A 19,850-nucleotide genomic window follows, 5' to 3' on the forward strand; every position below is an offset into this window, starting at 1 on the left:
TAAAATTATGTTAAGCGCTGAAGTGGAAGAATCAATCAATACGCTGTTTCGCAATGCTCGGGAGCGCCACCACGAATTTGTTACAGTTGAGCATTTATTATTGGCCATGTTGGATAACCCAAGTGCCTCAATAGCCTTAAAAGCTTGTGGTGTCGATATGCCAAGCTTACGGCGCGAGCTGGAAACCTTTATTGATGAAAATACGCCAATATTACCTGCAAGTGATCAACGTGATGTACAACCGACCTTAGGTTTTCAGCGCGTGATTCATCGAGCTGTTTATAGTGCACAATCATCACGTAAAGGTGAGGTCACGGGTGATGCTATTTTAGTCGCCATTTTTGGTGAACCTGAGTCGCATGCCGTGTTTTTCTTATCGCAGCGTGATGTAGCACGACTCGATATAGTCAATTTTCTCTCTCACGGTATTCGTAAAGACGAACACATTGGCAGGCGTGATAACGATGAGGGCAATAATATGGATTCCTCTGGCAATAATGGCGAACAGCAAGATACTGAATTAAGCGAAGGCAAGCAGAAGCCGCTGGATCAGTTCGCTAGCAATCTCAATCAACTCGCGTTAGAAGGCCGCATCGACCCTTTGATTGGGCGGGATAATGAAATTGAGCGCACGGTGCAAGTCTTATGCCGGCGGCGTAAAAACAATCCTTTGCTGGTAGGTGAAGCTGGGGTTGGCAAGACAGCGATTGCTGAAGGTTTGGCTAAGCGGATTGTTGATGGTGAGGTACCTGAGATTTTAGCGAATGCAGTGATTTACTCGCTCGATATGGGTTCATTACTAGCAGGCACTAAATACCGGGGCGACTTTGAAAAGCGTTTAAAAGCCGTGATTCAGCAAATCAAAGAGGAACCGCATGCAGTGCTGTTCATTGATGAGATTCACACTATCATTGGTGCCGGTGCAACCTCTGGCGGCACAATGGATGCTTCCAATCTCATTAAACCCGTTCTATCTTCGGGGGAATTGAAATGTATCGGTTCGACGACCTTTCAAGAGTACAACAGTGTTTTTGAGAAAGATCGTGCCTTGGCTCGGCGTTTCCAGAAAATTGATGTGAATGAGCCGAGTGTCGAGGAAACCTATGAAATTTTAAAAGGTTTACGCTCCCGTTTTGAGGATCATCATCAGGTTAAATACACGATGCCAGCGCTGAAAGCGGCTGCTGAATTAGCTGCACGTTATATCAATGATCGGCATTTACCCGATAAAGCCATTGATGTCATTGATGAAGCGGGCGCGAATCGCCGCTTGAAACCGACTGCCAATCGGAAGAAAACGATTTCAGTTACTGATATTGAGGAAATTGTTGCAAAGATTGCGCGGATTCCACCCAAAACCGTTTCTAGCTCCGATATGGATATGTTGAAGAATTTGGAGCGGGATCTAAAAATGGTGATTTTTGGTCAAGAATCAGCGATTGAACAGCTGACTTCAGCGATTAAAATGGCACGTTCTGGCTTACGCGATGAAACTAAACCGATTGGCTCTTTCTTATTCGCAGGGCCGACTGGGGTTGGTAAAACCGAGGTGACTAAACAATTAGCCTTGCGGATGGGCGTAGAGATGCTGCGCTTTGATATGTCCGAGTACATGGAGCGTCATACAGTTTCACGTTTGATTGGCGCACCTCCGGGCTATGTTGGTTATGATGAAGGTGGTCTCTTGACGGATGCGGTCAATAAGCATCCACACTCAGTCTTGCTGTTAGACGAAATTGAGAAAGCCCACCCTGATGTTTTCAACTTGCTATTGCAAGTCATGGATCATGGCACTTTAACCGATACCAATGGCCGTAAAATTGATTTTCGGAATGTCATTCTCGTGATGACCAGTAATGCAGGGGCAGAAAATATTAGCCGTAAATCACTGGGCTTTACTAAGCAGGATCACATCAGTGATGCGATGGAGGCGGTCAAGCGCATTTTTACCCCTGAGTTCCGTAATCGCTTAGATGGAATTATTCAATTTAATGCCTTAACGGATACGGTGATTCGCTCGGTTGTCGATAAGTTCGTGATTAAGTTAGAAGTACAGTTACAGCAAAAAGGCGTCACTTTGTTGGTCGATGAAGCAGCGCGTGATTGGCTCGCTGAAAAAGGCTATGACCCACTCATGGGGGCGCGCCCAATGGAACGCGTCATCCAAGAGCATATTAAGCGCCCATTAGCGGATGCTTTATTGTTCGGAGAGTTAGCCAACGGTGGGCGGGTTGAGGTATCCGTGGAGAACGATACTTTAGCGCTAAACTATGAAGCGACTGAAGCGGCGGCTATCTAAGCCAGCTTGAAGGCTGGGAGTTGAGACTCCTAGCCTTATTTACTGCGATAGCTGATACGGCCTTTGGTTAAATCATAAGGCGTAAGTTGAACAGTTACACGATCACCTGTCAAAATACGAATATAGTTTTTCCGCATGCGACCCGAAATATGTGCCATCACAATATGGTCATTATCTAGCTTTACTCGAAACGTGGTATTCGGTAGGGTGTCAATGACAGTCCCTTCCATTTCAATATAATCTTCTCTCGCCATAATTCCTTTGCTACAGTGTTAAGCTGCAAAAATTTCAGTGAAGCGCGTATTATCCTGCCATTCTGGCAGATGACAAGTTCTTTTTGTCAAGCTGCGTGATTTGCTTGTCAAATTCTATTAGCATAGACGCCAATTTATCCATTGGGCAACCATTTCTCTTCTTTTATTCTGGAGTTAGTCATGGCAATAGCAGGGCTATTCCCTGGGCAAGGGTCTCAGTCATTGGGTATGCTTGCTGAATTAGCAACTTCTTTTCCCATCGTTAGGGAAACTTTTGAGCAAGCCTCTTCCATAATAGAGCGTGATCTTTGGCAATTAGCACAAGGTACGGATGAAAGTGCTTTAAATAGTACTGAAATTACCCAACCTTTAATGTTAGCGGCAGGTGTCGCAGTGTGGCGCGTATGGCAAGCCCAAGGTGGTTGCCTGCCTGTCGCAGTGGCAGGGCATAGCTTGGGTGAGTATTCGGCCTTGGTCGCTGCTGAGGTCTTAGAATTCCCTACCGCCGTGGCTTTGGTGGCTAAGCGCGCCCAATTGATGCAAGCCGCTGTTCCAGAAGGCCTCGGCTCAATGGCAGCTATCTTAGGCTTAACTGATGAGCAAGTGATCACTGCTTGTGAGCAAGCGGCTCAAGATGAAATCGTCGAGGCTGTCAATTTTAACGCCCCAGAGCAAGTGGTCATTGCCGGTAATACCGCTGCTGTTGAGCGTGCTCTTGAAGTGGCCACTCAGCTTGGGGCTAAAAAAATAGTAAAATTGGCTGTGAGTGTACCTTCACATTGTAGTTTAATGAAGTCAGCGGCTCGCCAATTAGAGACATCTTTAGCAGCGAGTCGGTTTCATACCGGAAAATTAGCGGTATTGCACAATGTAGACGGTTTAGCTAGAACGGATATTGAGTCAATGCAAACGGCCTTAGCTGAGCAACTGTATCGTCCTGTGCGTTGGGTCACGACGATTCGACAGCTACAAAGCCAGTATGCAGCGAAGGTGATGCTTGAGTTTGGACCAGGTAAAGTGTTAACCGGCTTAAATCGGCGGATTGAGCGGCGGATGGATGCGATCTGTATTAGTGATCATGCCAGCCTAGAGGCTGCTTTGAAATTGTGTCAGGGGAGTTAAGTCGTGTCAGGATTATTTAGTTTACACGGTGAGCTGGCTTTGGTGACAGGTGCAAGTCGCGGTATTGGCCGAGCGATTGCTGAAATGCTCGGCCAGCAAGGTGCAACCGTGATTGGCACTGCAACGAGTGAGCAAGGCGCTGCTGCAATTACCGAGTATTTAACAGCCGCAGGTATCCAAGGCCAAGGTAAGGTCTTGGATGTCGCTAGTCATGAGTCAATTGATGCTCTCTTGGCTGCTTTGACTAAGGAATACGGTGGGATTAGCATTTTAGTGAATAATGCAGGCATTACTCGTGATAATCTTTTAATGCGGATGAAAGATGAGGAATGGGAGTCTATCATTAATACTAATCTCACCTCGATTTTTCGCATGAGTAAGGCGTGTATTCGCTCAATGATGAAGGCGAAAAAAGGGCGCATTATCTCGATCTCCTCAGTAGTGGGAGCGAGTGGTAATCCGGGGCAAACGAACTATGCGGCGGCTAAAGCGGGTTTAGTGGGCTTTTCTAAGTCCTTAGCCCGTGAGGTAGGTTCGCGGAATATCACCGTGAATGTAGTGGCTCCCGGTTTTATTGATACCGATATGACCCGCGAATTATCAGAGGATCAACGGGCAGCTATTTTTCAGAATATCCCCTTGGCTCGTTTGGGCCAAGCTCAGGAAATAGCGGCAGCGGTGGTTTATTTGGCTTCGCCGTTGGGGGCGTATGTGACAGGTGAAACCATTCATGTGAATGGTGGAATGTATATGGCATAGGTGGTTTTCTACCTTTGCATAACTGGCAAGCATGGAAGGTTTTCAATACAATAAGCCTTCGATGCTAAGCATTTTAATTTAGAGGAACTAAAAACATGAGTATTGAAGCTCGCGTCAAAGCTATCGTGGTCGAGCAGTTGGGAGTGGACGAGTCTGAAGTAACAAACGCATCTTCTTTTATTGATGATTTGGGCGCTGATTCATTAGATACCGTTGAGCTGGTGATGGCACTGGAAGAAGAGTTCGGTACAGAAATCCCTGATGAAGAAGCTGAAAAAATCACTACGGTGCAAGCGGCGATTGATTATATCAATGCCCACCAAGCTTCAGCTTAATCTCTTAAAGATTAGCTAACCTCAAACTCGTAGCCCTGCCTTGTTAGGGTTACGGTTTTCGGTCAGAACAATCTCTTTTCATGAAGGTATCCGAGTTTGTCTAAAAGGCGTGTAGTAGTAACCGGTTTAGGTATTGTTTCTCCCGTAGGCTCTAGCTTAGCAACGGCATGGGACAATATTAAAGCGGGTCAAAGTGGTATTAATACCATCAGCCCTGAGCTATTTGATGCTAGTGAGTTCAGTGTCCGTATTGCTGGAAATGTAAAAGGTTTTAAGGTCGATGATTACATCAAACCTAAAGACCAGAAGAAAATGGATGCTTTTATCCATTACGGAATTGGTGCTGGCGTCGATGCAATTCGGGATTCAGGTTTAGAGGTCACTGAGGCCAATGCTGAACGTATTGGGGTTTTGATGGGTTCGGGCATCGGTGGATTACAAACTATTGAACGTAATTACACAGCTTTTTTGAATGGCGGCGCCCGCAAGATTTCTCCTTTCTTTGTACCCGCTAGCATTATTAATATGGTGGCAGGCAATCTTTCGATTATGTTTGGTTTAAAAGGTCCGAATATGTCGATTGTGTCTGCTTGTGCGACGGCAACTCACAGTATCGGCGATGCGGCACGGATGATCGTCTACGGCGATGCAGATGTAATGGTCGCTGGTGGTGCGGAAATGGGATCAACGCCCTTAGGTATTGGTGGCTTTGCAGCGGCACGCGCTTTATCGACACGCAATGATGACCCCACCGCCGCGAGTCGTCCTTGGGATGTTGGTCGTGATGGCTTCGTGCTCGGTGATGGTGCAGGGGTCTTAGTCTTAGAAGAGTATGAGCACGCTAAAGCCCGTGGTGCACGTATTTATTGTGAATTAGTCGGTTATGGAATGAGTAGTGATGCTTATCACATGACTTCACCTTCAGAAGGCGGGGAAGGTGCGGCGCGTTGCATGCGGAATGCTTTACGGGATGCAGGTTTAAACCCTGATCAAGTCGATTATATCAATGCTCATGGCACTTCGACACCTGCTGGTGATAAAGCAGAAACCTTTGCGGTTAAATTAGCCTTAGGTGATCATGCTTATAAAACAGCTGTTAGCTCTACCAAGTCAATGACTGGGCATTTATTAGGTGCTGCAGGCGGGATCGAAGCTGTATTTAGTGCGATGGCCATTTATGAGCAAGTGCTACCACCGACGATTAATCTCGATCAGCAAGATCCAGAATGTGATTTAGATTATGTTCCTAATGTCGCACGTGAGACATCAGTTAAGATTGCGATGAGCAATTCTTTTGGTTTTGGTGGCACCAACGGCACTTTGATCTTCAAGAAGATTTAAAGCGCTGCACACAAACACAATGCAGATAGAAGGCACATAGGAGAGGAAGTAAGTTGTTTTAGCTTACTTCTTGGCATTCTTATTGGCACTAAAAATAATAAAAATCTATAGGCTTAGCTTGGCAATTCATAAGCTTTGTTCTATGTTAGACTCAGCCCGATTTTTTGAGAGTCATTCATGCGGTTTGTTTTAAAGTTGGTTCTATTCTTAGCCCTGTTAATAGGAATAGTTGCTGGGGTCTTTTACCAACAATATCAATCATTTATTCAGCAAACTCTGAATATCGCTGCTGATCAATCCGTCCATTTTGAGGTTAAACCGGGTAGTCATATTCGCCAAGTGACTCAGCAGCTGGTTGAGGCTGATTTGCTGCCCAAAACCACTTTGCTACCTGCTGATTATCTTTTTTTAGCTCAAGCCCGTTTTAGCAAGCAAGCGAATAAGCTAAAAGCAGGTGAATATGTTTTAGAGGCTGGGATGACGCCCGCTGATCTGTTGACACGGTTAGCCTCGGGTAAAACCCTACAATATCAATTAGGGATTATCGAAGGCCATACCTTCAAAGAATTGGTCAAGGCGATTCAAGAACATCCCCATATTAAACAAACCTTGAGTGCAGAGGATTATAAAAATATCATGCCTAAACTCGGGGGCGCGCTGGGTGAGTCGGCAGAAGGCTGGTTTTATCCAGATACCTATAATTTTCCGCGTGGCACGACTGATCTTGAAGTACTTAAACGTAGTCATCAAGCCATGCGTACTTATTTAATGCAAGCATGGGAGCAGCGTGAACCCCATCCTTTGATTAAAACTCCTTATCAAGCTCTAGTGCTCGCCTCACTCGTTGAGAAGGAAACTGGTATGTCGGATGAGCGCCCATTGATTGCTCGTGTGTTTTTGACACGCCTTGAAAAGAACATGCTATTGCAAACCGACCCTGCCGTGATTTATGGTATGGGTGAGGCTTATGAAGGTAATATTCGGAAAAAAGATCTAACCACTGATACGCCTTGGAATACCTATACTCGTTCTGGATTACCACCTACACCGATTGCAACCCCAAGTAAAGCAGCGATTGATGCCGTTATGCATCCTGCTGAAACTAATTATCTTTACTTCGTGGCAACGGGGACTGGTGATGGTCGGCATTTCTTCTCAGAAAGCTACGAACAGCATCGTAAAGCCGTGGCTCAATATTTGGCGAATGATAAGAAACGTCAGCAAGGAACGAGTATCCAATGAGTGTTAGCTCTGTCCCATATCAAGGAAAATTTATCAGTTTAGAGGGTGGTGAGGGGGCTGGTAAAACCACGAGTCGTGCTTATATCAGTGCCTTTTTAAGGCAGTATGGGATTACTGTTTTAGAAACTCGTGAACCGGGTGGGACTGAGGTGAGCGAAGCTATTCGCCTGCTTTTATTGAATACTCATTTACCGCCTATGCAGGTGGATACCGAGTTATTATTAATGTTTGCAGCCCGTAATGAACATCTGCAGCGTAAGATTATTCCAGCTTTACAAGCAGGCGTTTGGGTCATTTGCGACCGCTTTACTGATGCTACTTATGCCTATCAAGGTGATGGGCGCGGTTTGAGCCAGCAACGTATCGCTGCTTTAGAAACTTGGGTACAAGGTAGTTTACGCCCGGATTATACTTTCTTGTTTGATCTTGAGGTTGCAGTCGGGATGCAGCGTGTTAAATCACGCTCTCAGCAACTGGGTGATCAGATGGATCGCTTTGAGCAAGAAAATTTAGCATTTTTTGAACGGATTCGGGCGGGTTATTTAAAACGTGCTCAGCAGTATCCTGATCAATACCGAGTGATTGATGCCGGACAAGATGTAGCCCAAGTCCAACAACAATTGGCGGAGATTCTGCAAACCATTATTCTAGATGGAAGCACGGAATGACTGATTTGCTAGCAGTCACCTATGCTTGGCATCAAACCATTTGGCAGCAACTCAAGGTTGCACGTCAACAGCAACATTTACCGCATGCTTTATTATTTAGTGGGCAACTAGGTTGTGGCCATGAGCATCTCGTGTATGCTTTAGCGCAAAGCCTTTTGTGTTTGCAGCCGGATGCAGCTGCTTATGCTTGTGGGCAGTGCCGTAGTTGTAAAGTATTTGCAGCACAAGCCCATCCAGATTTCATGCTGTTAGACCTAGCTGAAGATAAGCAAGTCATTACCGTGGAGCAGGTACGGAGTTTGCATCATTTTTTAGAGCTGAGTCGCAGTTATAGCCCTCATCGAGTCGTTATGATTATCCATGCTGATGCTATGAATACGAATGCAGCGAATAGTTTATTAAAGTCATTAGAAGAACCCGCTGATAACTCTTATATTTTATTATTTACCGCTCATCCTACACAGTTGATGCCAACGATTCGGAGTCGTTGCCAGCAACTCCGCTTAGCCAGCCCCAATCAAGCACAAGCTTTAACTTGGTTACAAGCTCAAGCTTTAGGGCAAACAACTGCGCATAAGTTATTAGCGATAACAGGGGGTAGACCCTTAGCTGCTTTAGTGGAAGAGTCTGGCGAGCGGTTACAGCAACAAACTTTATTTTTTAATCATTTAATAGCGGTTTTAGCCGGAAATTTAAGCTTAACTGAGGTTGCCACTCAATGGGAAAAGTATGACCGCCAAGAGCTGCTTAATTGGCAGTTAACTTGGGTACAACAGTGGATTCGCCAATCGCTAGCGGGGGTAGGGGATACCACAACCCTTGAGCTGACTGAGCTAACTCGCTACCTTAAGCCGGATACAGCATGGCAGCTTTATGAACGTTTATTAGAGTTAAAAGCCTTAGCCACTCATCCGCTGAATGGGCGCTTATTGGTTGAAAATATGTTAGCTTTATGGTTTTGATTCTGTATTTTGATTAGATATAACCAACGATAAGCATGGAACCGATAAAAATATCTTTTAGCTTAGCTGATCGAGCCGCTTTACATAATCATTATCTACCGATGGTGAAAGGGGGCGGGTTATTTGTACCAACTAAAGAAGCCCTCAATTTTGGTGATCGGGTACAAGTACAAGTGGAATTATTAAGTGAAAAGCAAAAAGCTGCTGTACCCGGTCGAGTCGTATGGATTACACCAGGTGGTGCTATTCGCAGCCTTGCTCAAGGTGTAGGGATTCAAATTATTGGTGAGCATCAACCGCGTATTCAACAGTATTTTGAGGGTTTGCTGGGAGATAATCTATTACAGGCACCGCCTCGTGCTTGTTACTAATAGATTTTAATAATTAATCATTAATAAATTTTTAAAACAATTAGTCACAATTTGCTTAAAAAAAAGGCTATTCCTAATAAAAAATTTTAGATTTACGCTAAAATGAATAGGAACTGAATGCTTACTTATCCATCTAACTACTGGGCATTCGTTTATATTCATATTGCAAGGAGGCCGTATGTACATTCGAGGCAAATTGATGCGCTACTTAGCGGTAGCATGGATTCCTGTAATAATGGTTATCAATACACCTGCGCAGGCACAAGAATTACGTTTAAATTTAGTTGCAACCTTTGAAGATCAACCCGCCATGAAAGACATATCATGGACTGTCTATCGTACTGATTCTGATAAGAAAGTAACCTCAGCTAAATATCATTCAACGCATGTAACTTTACCAGCTGGCGATTATCGTGTGGTTGCCACTTTGACAGAAAATGATAAAACGGTTACTCGTACACGTAGCTTTCAGCTACGTACCTCAGATAGTCGCATTATTGTGCCGATGGACTAAGGAAAAAGTTAAGAATGGAATAGGGACTCAATACCAGTTATTTTGCTGGGTATTGAGTTCTTATATTTATGCGCATAATGCATATTATGTTAAATAAATACATCTTTTATTTTTGTTGCAAAAGACTATTTTTTCACCCTTTTCAATCTTGCCTTGCTAGATTCTATTGCTAATAATTTAACATAACATAAAATGTATGAATATATATAAATTATCAGTTACTAATAACTAGAATTACCCTTAGTCTTCATACCTAGGTACAATCACTTTTAGACAATCATGAGAGGTTATAAAAATGGACGTCTTAGAACGTATTGATGACGCAGTAAAGAACAACCCGGTTATTATTTTTATGAAAGGCACACCACAGATGCCTCAGTGCGGTTTCTCAAGCCGTGCTTCACAGGCATTAATGCAATGTGGTGAAGAGTTCGCTTATGTCAATGTGCTAAGTGACCCGGAAATCTTCCAAAATCTACCACGCTATGCCGATTGGCCGACCTTTCCACAAATCTATATTGATGGAGAATTGATCGGTGGTTGCGATATTACCCTAGAAATGCTGGAGTCTGGCGAGCTGCAAGACGCTATAAAGAAGGCTGTCAAAGGTAAAACGTTAGCTTAAGTGGCTTAAACTCCACTAAGTTTGATCTCAAGGCAGGGTAACTTCTACTCTACCCTGCCCTAGTCCTATTACTTCAGATTACTAATAAACTTTGCCGTATTATCTAATTCTAGCTGCTTATAAAACAAGCGTTTAGCACCTTTTGGAATAAAGCCAATCAGTAATAAACCGGCTAATAACAAAGGCAAAACCATTAAACTTAGGCTCATGACGGCTTCCGACCCCGCTAAGGCAGTACCAAAACCAGCCAAATCAGCCACATAACGTGCCGCAAAGAACAACACGCAGGCTAACAATAAGACAGCCGCCGCATGTAATAACATAGCGCCTGTTTTATTAACCCATAACCAGCGTTTACGCTTTTTCTCGCTGGCTTTTTCATAGGATTTAGAGCGTGTATTCAACTCCTTTAATACACGGCGTTGTGAATCATCCACAATCAGAGCAGCAATTTGGTTTTCACGGGCTGTCAGCGTCATATAGGGTAAATGGGCCATCACCTTAATATGCTGTTTAAAGGTTTGGCGAAATAAAAACTCAGGATCAATCTGATCCGGTAAAGCCAAACGTGCTAATGGATGATTTTGCCACGAAGTATGCACATAATGAGTGATGCGATCGACGCGCTGCTGTCGAAGCTCAAATAACATATTCCGCACATCAGCATGCTGCCTAAAATCAGGTTCAGCTTGAGCTTGCACATAATAAACAGGCGAGGCCGAGACTAAAGCTGATAGCTTTTGCGTAGCTGTCTCTAACTCACCCGCAGCAGCTAAATAACGAATATGCTCATAGCGACTTTCTAAATCAGTTTCTACCGTGCTCAAAGCCGCCAAAGAATGCTCAACAGCTTCGCCGAACTTGTTTTGGCTATAACAAGCATCCGCTAAATGTCGCTTGGCAAAATGGGCAAATAACACATCCCCCTGCTCTAGCGCATAGCGACTAGCAATCTGAAAATGATGCTCAGCCTCAGCCAGAGATTCTAAAACCGTTAAATAAATCCACGCTAATTCAAAATGTGCCCGATAATTTTTTATATTAGTGGCTACAGCATCACGCAATAAATACTCGGCGGTGATAACTGTTTCATAACCTGTTTTCCGCTCTAAAGCTAAAGCTTCAGATAATTTCAAATTAGCTAAATCCGCTTCAACTTCAGCGCGATACACTTGAAAACCACGCTGCACTTGCTTAGCCAATTGCTCACGTAAAACCTCACGCTCACGAGCTAAACGTAAACCTTGAGCTAAAATACGTCCGGCCACTCCCTCTAATTGAGGGCGCAGGCTAAAAATAATTTCATCTTTCGCACCGATGCTACGCAAATTATTCCGTAAACCAGCATCCAATAAACTATACACACTCTCCCGCTGCAAGGATTTCAGGGGTATTAAATACTCCATATTGATACGATGAAAAGTAAATTGCTTACGTTTCGGAAAAAAGATAGCCCGAACTTGCTGAGCCTCTAGTCCTATAGGCATGGGGTTCATCCATAATTGTGACACACTCGTTAACAATTATAGCCTTAAACACAGTTTAAGTTGGACTATTTTTTAGAAAATAGCTAAGTGCTCCAATTACTTAGCTTAAGTTAGCTGATAATTTAGCTTGATTCTTGGGTACGCATCCGTGCTTTGAACTGGCTTGGCGGCTCGCCACAGCTCTTATTAAAGAAGCGTGAAAAATAGGCTGGATCTTTAAAACCGAGTTCATAAGCAACCTCATTCACTGATAAATTAGCATACATAAGCTTACGTTTTGCTTCAGTCACTAAACGACCGTGCATAATTTGCAAAGCATTTTGCCCCGTGTAACGCTGGCATAACCGATTTAAGCGGCTTTCCGTCATGCCTAGGCGTTCAGCATAGCGACTAATCGACCAGTGTTGCCTGTAATGTGCTTCGAGTAGCTTTAAAAACTGCTCATAAATCGTAATTTTGGCATCAAATTGTTGCTCGGGTGTTTGTACATGTCCCGCTGCACGCCCTAAAAGTACAAAAAGAATCTTCAGATAAGCCCCTAATAAACAAGCCTGCCCGGTTTGAGGATTTTCGTATTCAGCGACTAATTGCCGAACCAAGGAAAATAACATTTGATCCTCTTGACTGCCTTCACGTAAACGCATTAACAGCGGCTGTGTGAATAGAAATGGAAAAGCTTGTCGCTCAGTTTCAGCAAAAGCCCCCATTAAAAAGGGTTCAGAAATCGTAATAATATGACCACGCACGCCCGGATGATGGCGAAAACCATGAACCTCTCGAGCGGGTACTGAAAGAATACAAGCCCCCTGCTCTTCTGCACTCCAATCAGCGACCTGTAGAAAAACACTGCCCTCTTCTACTACCAATAATTGGTGCATCTGATCATGGCGATGCGGATGAATCTCCCAATTATGCTTGGGTAACGACTCCTCTAAATGGGCAATGTAAAGATAATGCGGAGCATCTGCCGCCGAGCTTTTGCCATACAGTGAGTAGTGAGGAACGTCTTTCATAAAGCTGCAGCGCCCCTCCTAATGCGAATGTAAAGGTTCAAAGGTAACAGGTTGATGCAAGCAACACTGATGTGCTGTCGTACCCTGTTCAATCTGTAAGGTACTATGTGCAATCGAAAATTGTGTTTTCAAGGCTTGAGCCAAGTCATCCATAAAAACATCTCCCGGATAACCTGTAGGCATGACTAAATGAACCGTCAGCGCCGTTTCAGTGGTACTCATCGCCCAGATGTGTAAATCATGAATAGCCGCTACCCCCGTTTGCTGCTGCAAAAACACTGCAACCTTGTTTAAATCAACCTGCTTAGGCACTGCAAATAGAACTAGTTGTATCGACTCACGGAATAAACTCCAAGTACCCAACACAATGACGACGACAATAATCAAACTCACGAGAGGATCTAACCAATACCAAGCGGTTAATCCAATCACCAGACCTGAAATCACGACCCCCAACGACACTGCCGTATCCGCTAACAGGTGCAAATAAGCCCCTCGAATATTTAAATCATGCTGGCTACCCCGCATAAATAACCAAGCGGAAAAACCATTAATCAGGATTCCCAGTGCAGCCACCCAAATCATGGTCGAACTCACAACAACTGGAGGCGCTGCAAACCGATGGATCGACTCCCAAGCAATCCCGCCACACACCAACAATAATAATACCGCATTGGCTAAGGCTGCCAAAATCGAACTACTGCGTAAACCATAAGTAAAGCGCTGATTCGGTGCTCGACCCGCTAATACACTCGCCCCCCAAGCAAGCAATAAACCTAATACATCTGACAGATTATGGCCAGCATCGGCCATCAAAGCGGTAGAGTTAGCGATTAAACCACAAATAAACTCAGTGATCACAAAACCGAGGTTTAAAATAATCGCAATTAAAAACCTAGATCCATAGTCAACATGATGCGCATGCTTATGAGGATGAGAGTGCTGATCATCCGGTTTATGAGAATGATCAGCGTGCTCAGGTATAGGCGGCATTTAGAGTGTCCAACTAGAGTTCGTTAAATGATGAACTCTATTTACTACAATCCTCGCTTAAGTGCTAGGCAGTACCTCACTAAGAGCAGTATCACTCTCCTCAAAAGCTACCCCCCCAGCAATAACAACACCACCGCCAAGCTTAAAAAGGATAATAAAGTGGTCACGAACAGCGTACTGGCACAAAAATCTCGGAATCCATAGCGTTCACCAATAATCGGATAAATACTCATCATCGGTGCAGCCGCCATCAGAATTGCCGTTTTTTGCAAGATAGGGTTAAAGGCTGGCAACAGCATAATAAAAAAAGCGACCATCAGCGGCTCTAATATCAGCTTCCCCATCACCACTAATGACAGATTACTGCCATCTAATTTCGTTTGCGGCTTAATATTGGCTAACGCTGCCCCAATAAACAGCAAAGCCAACCCTGCTGAAATTTTTGCAAGCAACTCCAAACTTTGGCTGATCGGTTTAGGCAAGGGAATATTGAACAAGGAAAGGATCACGCCGACAGCAATCGCAATAATCAGTGGGTTTTTAAGAATACGCCAACCGACTGAACGCCAAATCGCAAATTTAGAGGCCGCTTGCTGCCCTGCTCCATACTCTAATAAAATTAAGGCTAAGGGCAAAATCAAAAGATTTTCCACTAATACCGCCATCATTAAGCCTAATGAGGCACTATTTGCCTGCCCCAAACTCAGCAATACCACCGGAAAACCGACAAACATACTATTCGGGATAGTCGCCCCCATTGCTTGAATCGTACTCAGTGAAAGCCCATTGCCCTTAAGCTTGAGTGCAATCCATAAACTAATTAGTAAGCAAGTGATCAAACCTAAACCATAAGCCAACATAAAATAAGGCTCAATGATTTCGCTAATATGAATCTTGCTCAAACCACCGATCATGACAGCGGGAATCGCACAATAGAGAATAATATTCCCTAAACTAGGCATAGCCTCAGCCTTAATCAGCTGCACCTTAAAAGCAAAATAGCCTAAACCCATCAGAATGAAGACGGGTGCAATGGTGAGAAAAATATTAAGCATTTAAAGCCGCTAATTCCTTGGCTTGCATGGTCACACGCATTTGGGCATTCGGCGTACCAAAACCCTGATAGCCCTGACGCTGGACAATTTCAAAACAGAAGCGCCCCGCAAACAGTCGGGTATACAGTTGGAAAAACACGCCCTGTTCATCTTCATCGTACAACAGATGATACCGCTTTAATTGCGCGAGCAAGTCGGGGGACAAACTAAAACGAGCGGCTAAATCAGCATAATAATTATCAGTCACTTCCATCGTTGGCATCTTTAAGGTGCTTAAGCGTTCAGCGACTGCAAAAATATCTGTAGTGCGTAAAGCAATATGATTAACCCCGCCCCCTGCATAGCGACTGGCGATATAATTAGAGACCGTTTGTGCGGCCTGTGAACTATTTAAAGTGAAAGCGACCTGTTTATCCGGTGTTTGCATCACTTGACTTTTCACCAAGCCACCTGGGTCGGATACACTCACACTAGCGCTGGGTGACATCCCAAACAAAGAGCGATACAGCAAAATCGAATGCAGCATTTCCTCATAACTCATGCTTAAAGCCACATGATCAATCGCCTGCAAAAAAGCTTGTGGTTCATGGGCTTGCGGAAGAAATTCACGCTCCCAATGCGAAGGTTTGATACTGTCATCAACCAAATATAACAAACTGCTAATCGGCCCTTCCACCGCAGGAATACCATGTGTATCAGTCGAGGGATTACCGTAACTTAAGTTATAACCAATTTGCTGAGCACGCTGATCCAAGGCCGAAACCTGCGCACAACTCAAACCAAAAGCACACACCGACACCCCATGCTGCTCATGATAGCGCTGGGCAAAACTATCTGGCTCGAGGTTCATCACCATATTAATCGCCCCTTGCCGCCACAACTCTACCGCCTTTTTGCGATGCGTACCAACCAGACTAAATCCAAGCTTGCCAAGTAATTGGGTGAGCGCCTGTTTTTCAGCTTGATCAACCGCAAATTCAATAAATTGGATTTCAGTTGGTGATTTAATCGCAGGAAGCAACTCACCTTGTTGTGAGGTCACTGATTCAGACGAACGATTAGCATACACTAAGGAACGATAACCATCGCGGGCAGTATTTTCTGGCGACCCTGAACGGAATTGATCATTAAAAATCTCTAGCGAGAAAGCACCATTGTAACCCGTGGCATGTAAATGACTCACAAACTGATCCAACGGTAACTCGCCCTGTCCGGGGAAACAACGATAATGCCGACTCCACGACAAATGATCCATCGACAAACGCGGAGCATCCGCCACTTGTACCAGAAAAATCTTATCGCCCGGAATATTTAAAATCGTTTGGATTTCCACACCCCGCGAGAAAATATGGAAGGTATCGAGGCATAACCCGACTTGCTCATGATTCGCCCGCCGCACAATCTCCCACGAATCACGATAATCATTCACGAAACGCCCCCAAGCCAGCGCTTCAAAGGCTACCCGCATATTACGCGCTTTAGCACGTTCTCCTAACTCATAAAAATCATCGGCTGCACGCTGAATCCCGCCTAACGCATGCGGCGAGACACTACTACAAGCCATTAATAAATCCGTACCGAGCTGCTCCATCAGATCAAACTTACGCTCCGCTCGATCAAAAGCTTTGCGCCGATACGGCTCTGGCAAACCTTCAAAATCACGAAACGGCTGATAAGTCACGATTTCCAAACCGTGATCCTCAATCATGCGCCGAATTTCCGCCACCGAACCATCATGGGTAATCAAATCATTTTCAAAGATCTCAATCCCCTGAAAACCCGCCTTAGCAATTGCCTCAATTTTTTGACGCAAAGTACCTGACAAACACACTGTTGCAATGGAATAACGCATGATTTAGTTGAACCTAATAACTAGCAGCCGCAAGCACGAAAGCCTACCGCTATGACTTATGAAACTTCCGCACCAAGCCTTCAATAGCTAACACATACCCATCCACACCAAACCCGACCACAATCCCCGCCGCCGCTGGCGAAATATAAGAATGATGGCGAAATGCTTCCCGAGCATGCACATTAGAAATATGAATCTCAATCACTGGCACTTCCGCACCCTTAATCGCATCATGCAAGGCAATCGACGTATGCGTATATGCACCGGCATTCAACACCACACCCAGTACCGAACCGTCTTTTACCCCCCGCCCTGCCTGATGAATCGCATCAATCAAGACACCTTCATGATTGCTTTGCAGACAGGTCACCTCAAACCCCAAACGCTTCCCTGCGTCGGTGCAGAGCTGTTCGACATCGGCAAGAGTGGTAAAACCGTATTGAGCCGGTTCGCGCTGCCCTAGCAGATTAAGATTAGGGCCGTTTAATACCAGAATTGTTGCCATGCCTACCTTCCTTAATGAGTGAAAAAAAGACCCCAGCCTTAGAGAGCGGGGGTCGTGCAGCCTATTACTTCTTACGTAAGGCCTCTAGTTCACTGGTAAGTTTATCAACAGTTTCCTTGCCGACCAACTCAGCATGCTTAGCAATGACAGGTTTTAAAGTTTCACGCATTTTCGCCAACTCTTCAGCTGACAACTCAGTCACTTCCATCCCCGATTTTTTCAACTCTTCTAAAGCCGCTGTTGCTTTCTCACGGGCTATACCCCGTTGATATACTGCCGCTTCCGTGGCAGCTTCACGCACAATCGTTTGTTGCTCAGGCGTTAAGGTATCCCATACCTTTTTGCTGATAATGGCCGATTGTGGGTTATATTGATGATGGGTTAAAACTAAGTTTTTCTGCACTTCATAGAACTTATTGGAAGCAATGACTGTGACTGGGTTTTCTTGCCCATCAATCGCTTTTTGCTCTAAGGCTGCATACACTTCAGGAAAAGGCATCGGCGTTGGGTTTGCACCTAAAGCGGTTACCCAATCCACATTAATCGCATTAGGAATAACCCGCAGTTTCAAACCCTTAATATCATCGACCTTAGTGATCGGGCGTTGGCTATTGGTAATATCACGGAAACCTAACTCCCAATAGGCTAAACCAACAATACCCTTCTCTTCCAATTTAGCATGTAAGGCCTTACCAAACTCACCATCAACCACTTTGTCTGCCTCTTCAGGGGTTGCAAACATGAAGGGGAAGTCATAAACAGTGAAATCCTTTACCTGAGAAGCTAAAATACCCGAATTCAATACCACCATATCCAAGGTACCACCTTGTAAGGCCGATACGTTTTGTGCGTCACCACCTAAAGCACCACCGGGGAATACTTTAACCTTCAGCGCACCTTTACTTTTACTGTCGACTAGCTCAGCAAATTTATTAGCCCCCATTTCTAATGGATGACCCTTAGGATTTTGTAAAGCTAATTTAAACTCCTTGTCGGCTGCATAAGTCATACTCATACTCGCCACAGCAACCAACGCCACCAAACTTTTAAGCATTAAACGTCTCATCTCAATTCCTCCAACAATAAAATCAAACTAGAGCGCCTCAATGATTGGCTCACTAACGGCGCTCTGGTCGTCAGCAAGCACAAGCACTGCATCAATAGAACCAAGACAGTGGTACAAGCACTAAACTTGGAAAAAGCACTAACAAGAACAAGACGGCAAATTGTGCCAACATAAAGGGAAGCACACCTTTTGAAACCGCCCCCACACTCATCCCCCCAACGCCCGCCATGACATTCAGAACCGTACCAACCGGAGGCGTAATCAAACCAATCACTCCATTCATAACAAACAGCACACCGAAATAGACCGGATCAATACCTGCTTGTTTCACTACCGGCACTAACACAGGGGCGAGAATCAAAATAGTGGGGGTTAAATCCATCGCTGTACCCACCAAAATGCAGATGACCATAATTGCAAGCAATAATAAGGTCGGACTTTCCATCAAAGGCCCCAACAACTCCACTACTTGCCCAGGTACATCAGCAATCGTGATCAAATAGGCAGAAACCATCGCGGCTGCAACCAAGAACATCACCGTCGCGGTTGTTTTAGCCGCACTGACAAATACGTCATACAACTGCGCCCAAGTCATTTCACGGTAAATCACCATTGAAACAAATAAGGCATAGACTGCCGCCACCACCGCAGCCTCAGTCGGCGTAAAAATACCCATCTTTAATCCCACCAGAACAATGATGGGTAAGAACAAAGCCCAGGTGGATTCTTTTAACGCTTTCAAGCGTTCGGTACTTGAAGCCTTCTTCGGCAAAGGTCGTGCGGTTTGAGTGTTGGCTTCCCGCGCAACAATGAAATACCAAGTGATCGCAATGGCCGCCGCCATAAACAGGCCGGGGAAAATACCTGCCATGAATAATTTACCAATCGACACATCCGTTGCGACACCAAACACCACAAAGGCAATCGAGGGTGGAATAATCGGAGCAATGATCCCTGCTGAGGCAATCAAGCCACCTGAAGTTGCTCGCTTATGTCCAGCTGCCACCATCATCGGTAACAATAAAGCACCTAAAGCGGCCGTATCCGCGACTGCAGAACCTGACAGTGCCGCCATTAAACAGGCCGCTAAAATTGCAACATAGCCCAACCCCCCACGTACATGCCCTAATAAAGTCAAAGCTAGATTCACAATCCGCTTAGATAAGCCCCCCACATTCATAATCTCGCCTGCGAGCATAAAGAAAGGAACTGCCAATAAGGGGAAGCTATTAGCACCTTCAATCAGGTTTTGTGCCAAAATCTGCGCATCAAACAGGTCTAAATAGAACATTAAAGCCAGACCGGACAACAGCAAAGAATAGGCAATCGGAATGCCTAGCATCATCGCTGCAAGCAGTACGACAATAAACACTACAATAGTCATGAC

At 44.8% G+C, this 19,850-nt stretch carries 20 protein-coding genes; 11 read left to right on the forward strand and 9 right to left on the reverse strand.

Features of this window, described 5'->3' with window-relative positions:
- The first annotated feature begins 7 nt into the window (after nucleotides 1-7).
- Nucleotides 8-2,299 carry an ATP-dependent Clp protease ATP-binding subunit ClpA gene (gene clpA, locus B5D50_RS03980; RefSeq protein ID WP_078921291.1) on the forward strand — a complete coding sequence of 764 codons (2,292 nt, stop codon included), beginning with the start codon at nucleotides 8-10 and terminating at the stop codon, nucleotides 2,297-2,299.
- Between the two features lie 35 nt (nucleotides 2,300-2,334).
- On the opposite strand, the gene infA is transcribed toward clpA, so the two are convergent.
- Nucleotides 2,335-2,553: a translation initiation factor IF-1 gene (gene infA, locus B5D50_RS03985; protein WP_078921292.1), complete on the reverse strand. Its 219-nt coding sequence runs from the start codon at nucleotides 2,551-2,553 to the stop codon at nucleotides 2,335-2,337.
- A 180-nt stretch (nucleotides 2,554-2,733) separates the two neighbouring features.
- On the opposite strand from infA, the gene fabD reads away from it, so the two are divergent.
- The 10 genes from fabD to grxD all read left to right on the forward strand — a co-directional run bounded on the left by fabD (nucleotide 2,734) and on the right by grxD (nucleotide 10,492).
- Nucleotides 2,734-3,675, forward strand: coding sequence for an ACP S-malonyltransferase (gene fabD, locus B5D50_RS03990; protein WP_078921293.1), 942 nt, complete (start codon nucleotides 2,734-2,736; stop codon nucleotides 3,673-3,675).
- Between the two features lie 3 nt (nucleotides 3,676-3,678).
- Nucleotides 3,679-4,434 carry a 3-oxoacyl-ACP reductase FabG gene (fabG, locus tag B5D50_RS03995; protein ID WP_078921294.1) on the forward strand — a complete coding sequence of 252 codons (756 nt, stop codon included), beginning with the start codon at nucleotides 3,679-3,681 and terminating at the stop codon, nucleotides 4,432-4,434.
- Between the two features lie 95 nt (nucleotides 4,435-4,529).
- Nucleotides 4,530-4,769, forward strand: coding sequence for an acyl carrier protein (gene acpP, locus B5D50_RS04000; protein ID WP_078921295.1), 240 nt, complete (start codon nucleotides 4,530-4,532; stop codon nucleotides 4,767-4,769).
- 96 nt (nucleotides 4,770-4,865) lie between these two features.
- Nucleotides 4,866-6,110, forward strand: a complete 1,245-nt coding sequence (gene fabF / locus B5D50_RS04005) for a beta-ketoacyl-ACP synthase II (RefSeq protein ID WP_078921296.1) — start codon at nucleotides 4,866-4,868, stop codon at nucleotides 6,108-6,110.
- A gap of 177 nt (nucleotides 6,111-6,287) precedes the next feature.
- Entirely contained in the window at nucleotides 6,288-7,352 is a 1,065-nt protein-coding gene (gene mltG, locus B5D50_RS04010) for an endolytic transglycosylase MltG (RefSeq protein WP_078921297.1), read from the forward strand.
- Nucleotides 7,349-8,020 (forward strand): dTMP kinase, encoded by a 672-nt coding sequence (tmk, locus tag B5D50_RS04015; RefSeq protein ID WP_078921298.1) that lies wholly within the window; start codon nucleotides 7,349-7,351, stop codon nucleotides 8,018-8,020. Before mltG ends, tmk begins: the two co-directional genes overlap by 4 nt.
- On the forward strand, nucleotides 8,017-8,982 hold the full coding sequence (gene holB / locus B5D50_RS04020; RefSeq protein WP_078921299.1) for a DNA polymerase III subunit delta': 966 nt from the start codon (nucleotides 8,017-8,019) through the stop codon (nucleotides 8,980-8,982). Before tmk ends, holB begins: the two co-directional genes overlap by 4 nt.
- Nucleotides 8,983-9,017: 35 nt before the next feature.
- Nucleotides 9,018-9,353, forward strand: a complete 336-nt coding sequence (locus tag B5D50_RS04025) for a PilZ domain-containing protein (RefSeq protein ID WP_078921300.1) — start codon at nucleotides 9,018-9,020, stop codon at nucleotides 9,351-9,353.
- A 178-nt stretch (nucleotides 9,354-9,531) separates the two neighbouring features.
- On the forward strand, nucleotides 9,532-9,867 hold the full coding sequence (locus B5D50_RS04030; protein ID WP_078921301.1) for a hypothetical protein: 336 nt from the start codon (nucleotides 9,532-9,534) through the stop codon (nucleotides 9,865-9,867).
- 295 nt (nucleotides 9,868-10,162) lie between these two features.
- Nucleotides 10,163-10,492: a Grx4 family monothiol glutaredoxin gene (gene grxD, locus B5D50_RS04035; RefSeq protein WP_078921302.1), complete on the forward strand. Its 330-nt coding sequence runs from the start codon at nucleotides 10,163-10,165 to the stop codon at nucleotides 10,490-10,492.
- A 68-nt stretch (nucleotides 10,493-10,560) separates the two neighbouring features.
- On the opposite strand, the gene B5D50_RS04040 is transcribed toward grxD, so the two are convergent.
- From B5D50_RS04040 to B5D50_RS04075, 8 genes are all read right to left on the reverse strand, one after another.
- Nucleotides 10,561-11,979: a tetratricopeptide repeat protein gene (locus B5D50_RS04040; protein WP_078921303.1), complete on the reverse strand. Its 1,419-nt coding sequence runs from the start codon at nucleotides 11,977-11,979 to the stop codon at nucleotides 10,561-10,563.
- A 122-nt stretch (nucleotides 11,980-12,101) separates the two neighbouring features.
- A complete protein-coding gene (locus B5D50_RS04045; protein ID WP_078921304.1) occupies nucleotides 12,102-12,992 on the reverse strand; it encodes a helix-turn-helix domain-containing protein in 891 nt (296 codons plus the stop codon).
- 18 nt (nucleotides 12,993-13,010) lie between these two features.
- Nucleotides 13,011-13,985: a cation diffusion facilitator family transporter gene (locus B5D50_RS04050; RefSeq protein ID WP_078921305.1), complete on the reverse strand. Its 975-nt coding sequence runs from the start codon at nucleotides 13,983-13,985 to the stop codon at nucleotides 13,011-13,013.
- Nucleotides 13,986-14,092: 107 nt separating this feature from the next.
- Nucleotides 14,093-15,040 carry an AEC family transporter gene (locus B5D50_RS04055; RefSeq protein ID WP_078921306.1) on the reverse strand — a complete coding sequence of 316 codons (948 nt, stop codon included), beginning with the start codon at nucleotides 15,038-15,040 and terminating at the stop codon, nucleotides 14,093-14,095.
- Entirely contained in the window at nucleotides 15,033-16,892 is a 1,860-nt protein-coding gene (locus tag B5D50_RS04060; RefSeq protein ID WP_078921307.1) for a bifunctional sugar phosphate isomerase/epimerase/4-hydroxyphenylpyruvate dioxygenase family protein, read from the reverse strand. The genes B5D50_RS04055 and B5D50_RS04060 overlap by 8 nt, the downstream gene beginning before the upstream one ends.
- 49 nt (nucleotides 16,893-16,941) lie before the next feature.
- Nucleotides 16,942-17,397: a type II 3-dehydroquinate dehydratase gene (gene aroQ, locus B5D50_RS04065; protein ID WP_078921308.1), complete on the reverse strand. Its 456-nt coding sequence runs from the start codon at nucleotides 17,395-17,397 to the stop codon at nucleotides 16,942-16,944.
- A gap of 64 nt (nucleotides 17,398-17,461) precedes the next feature.
- Nucleotides 17,462-18,463 carry a TRAP transporter substrate-binding protein gene (locus B5D50_RS04070; protein WP_078921309.1) on the reverse strand — a complete coding sequence of 334 codons (1,002 nt, stop codon included), beginning with the start codon at nucleotides 18,461-18,463 and terminating at the stop codon, nucleotides 17,462-17,464.
- A 91-nt stretch (nucleotides 18,464-18,554) separates the two neighbouring features.
- Nucleotides 18,555-19,847: a TRAP transporter large permease subunit gene (locus B5D50_RS04075; protein ID WP_078921310.1), complete on the reverse strand. Its 1,293-nt coding sequence runs from the start codon at nucleotides 19,845-19,847 to the stop codon at nucleotides 18,555-18,557.
- Nucleotides 19,848-19,850: the final 3 nt, after the last annotated feature.

The sequence above is a fragment of the Thiothrix eikelboomii genome (assembly GCF_900167255.1).
In the GTDB taxonomy this organism is placed as follows: domain Bacteria; phylum Pseudomonadota; class Gammaproteobacteria; order Thiotrichales; family Thiotrichaceae; genus Thiolinea; species Thiolinea eikelboomii.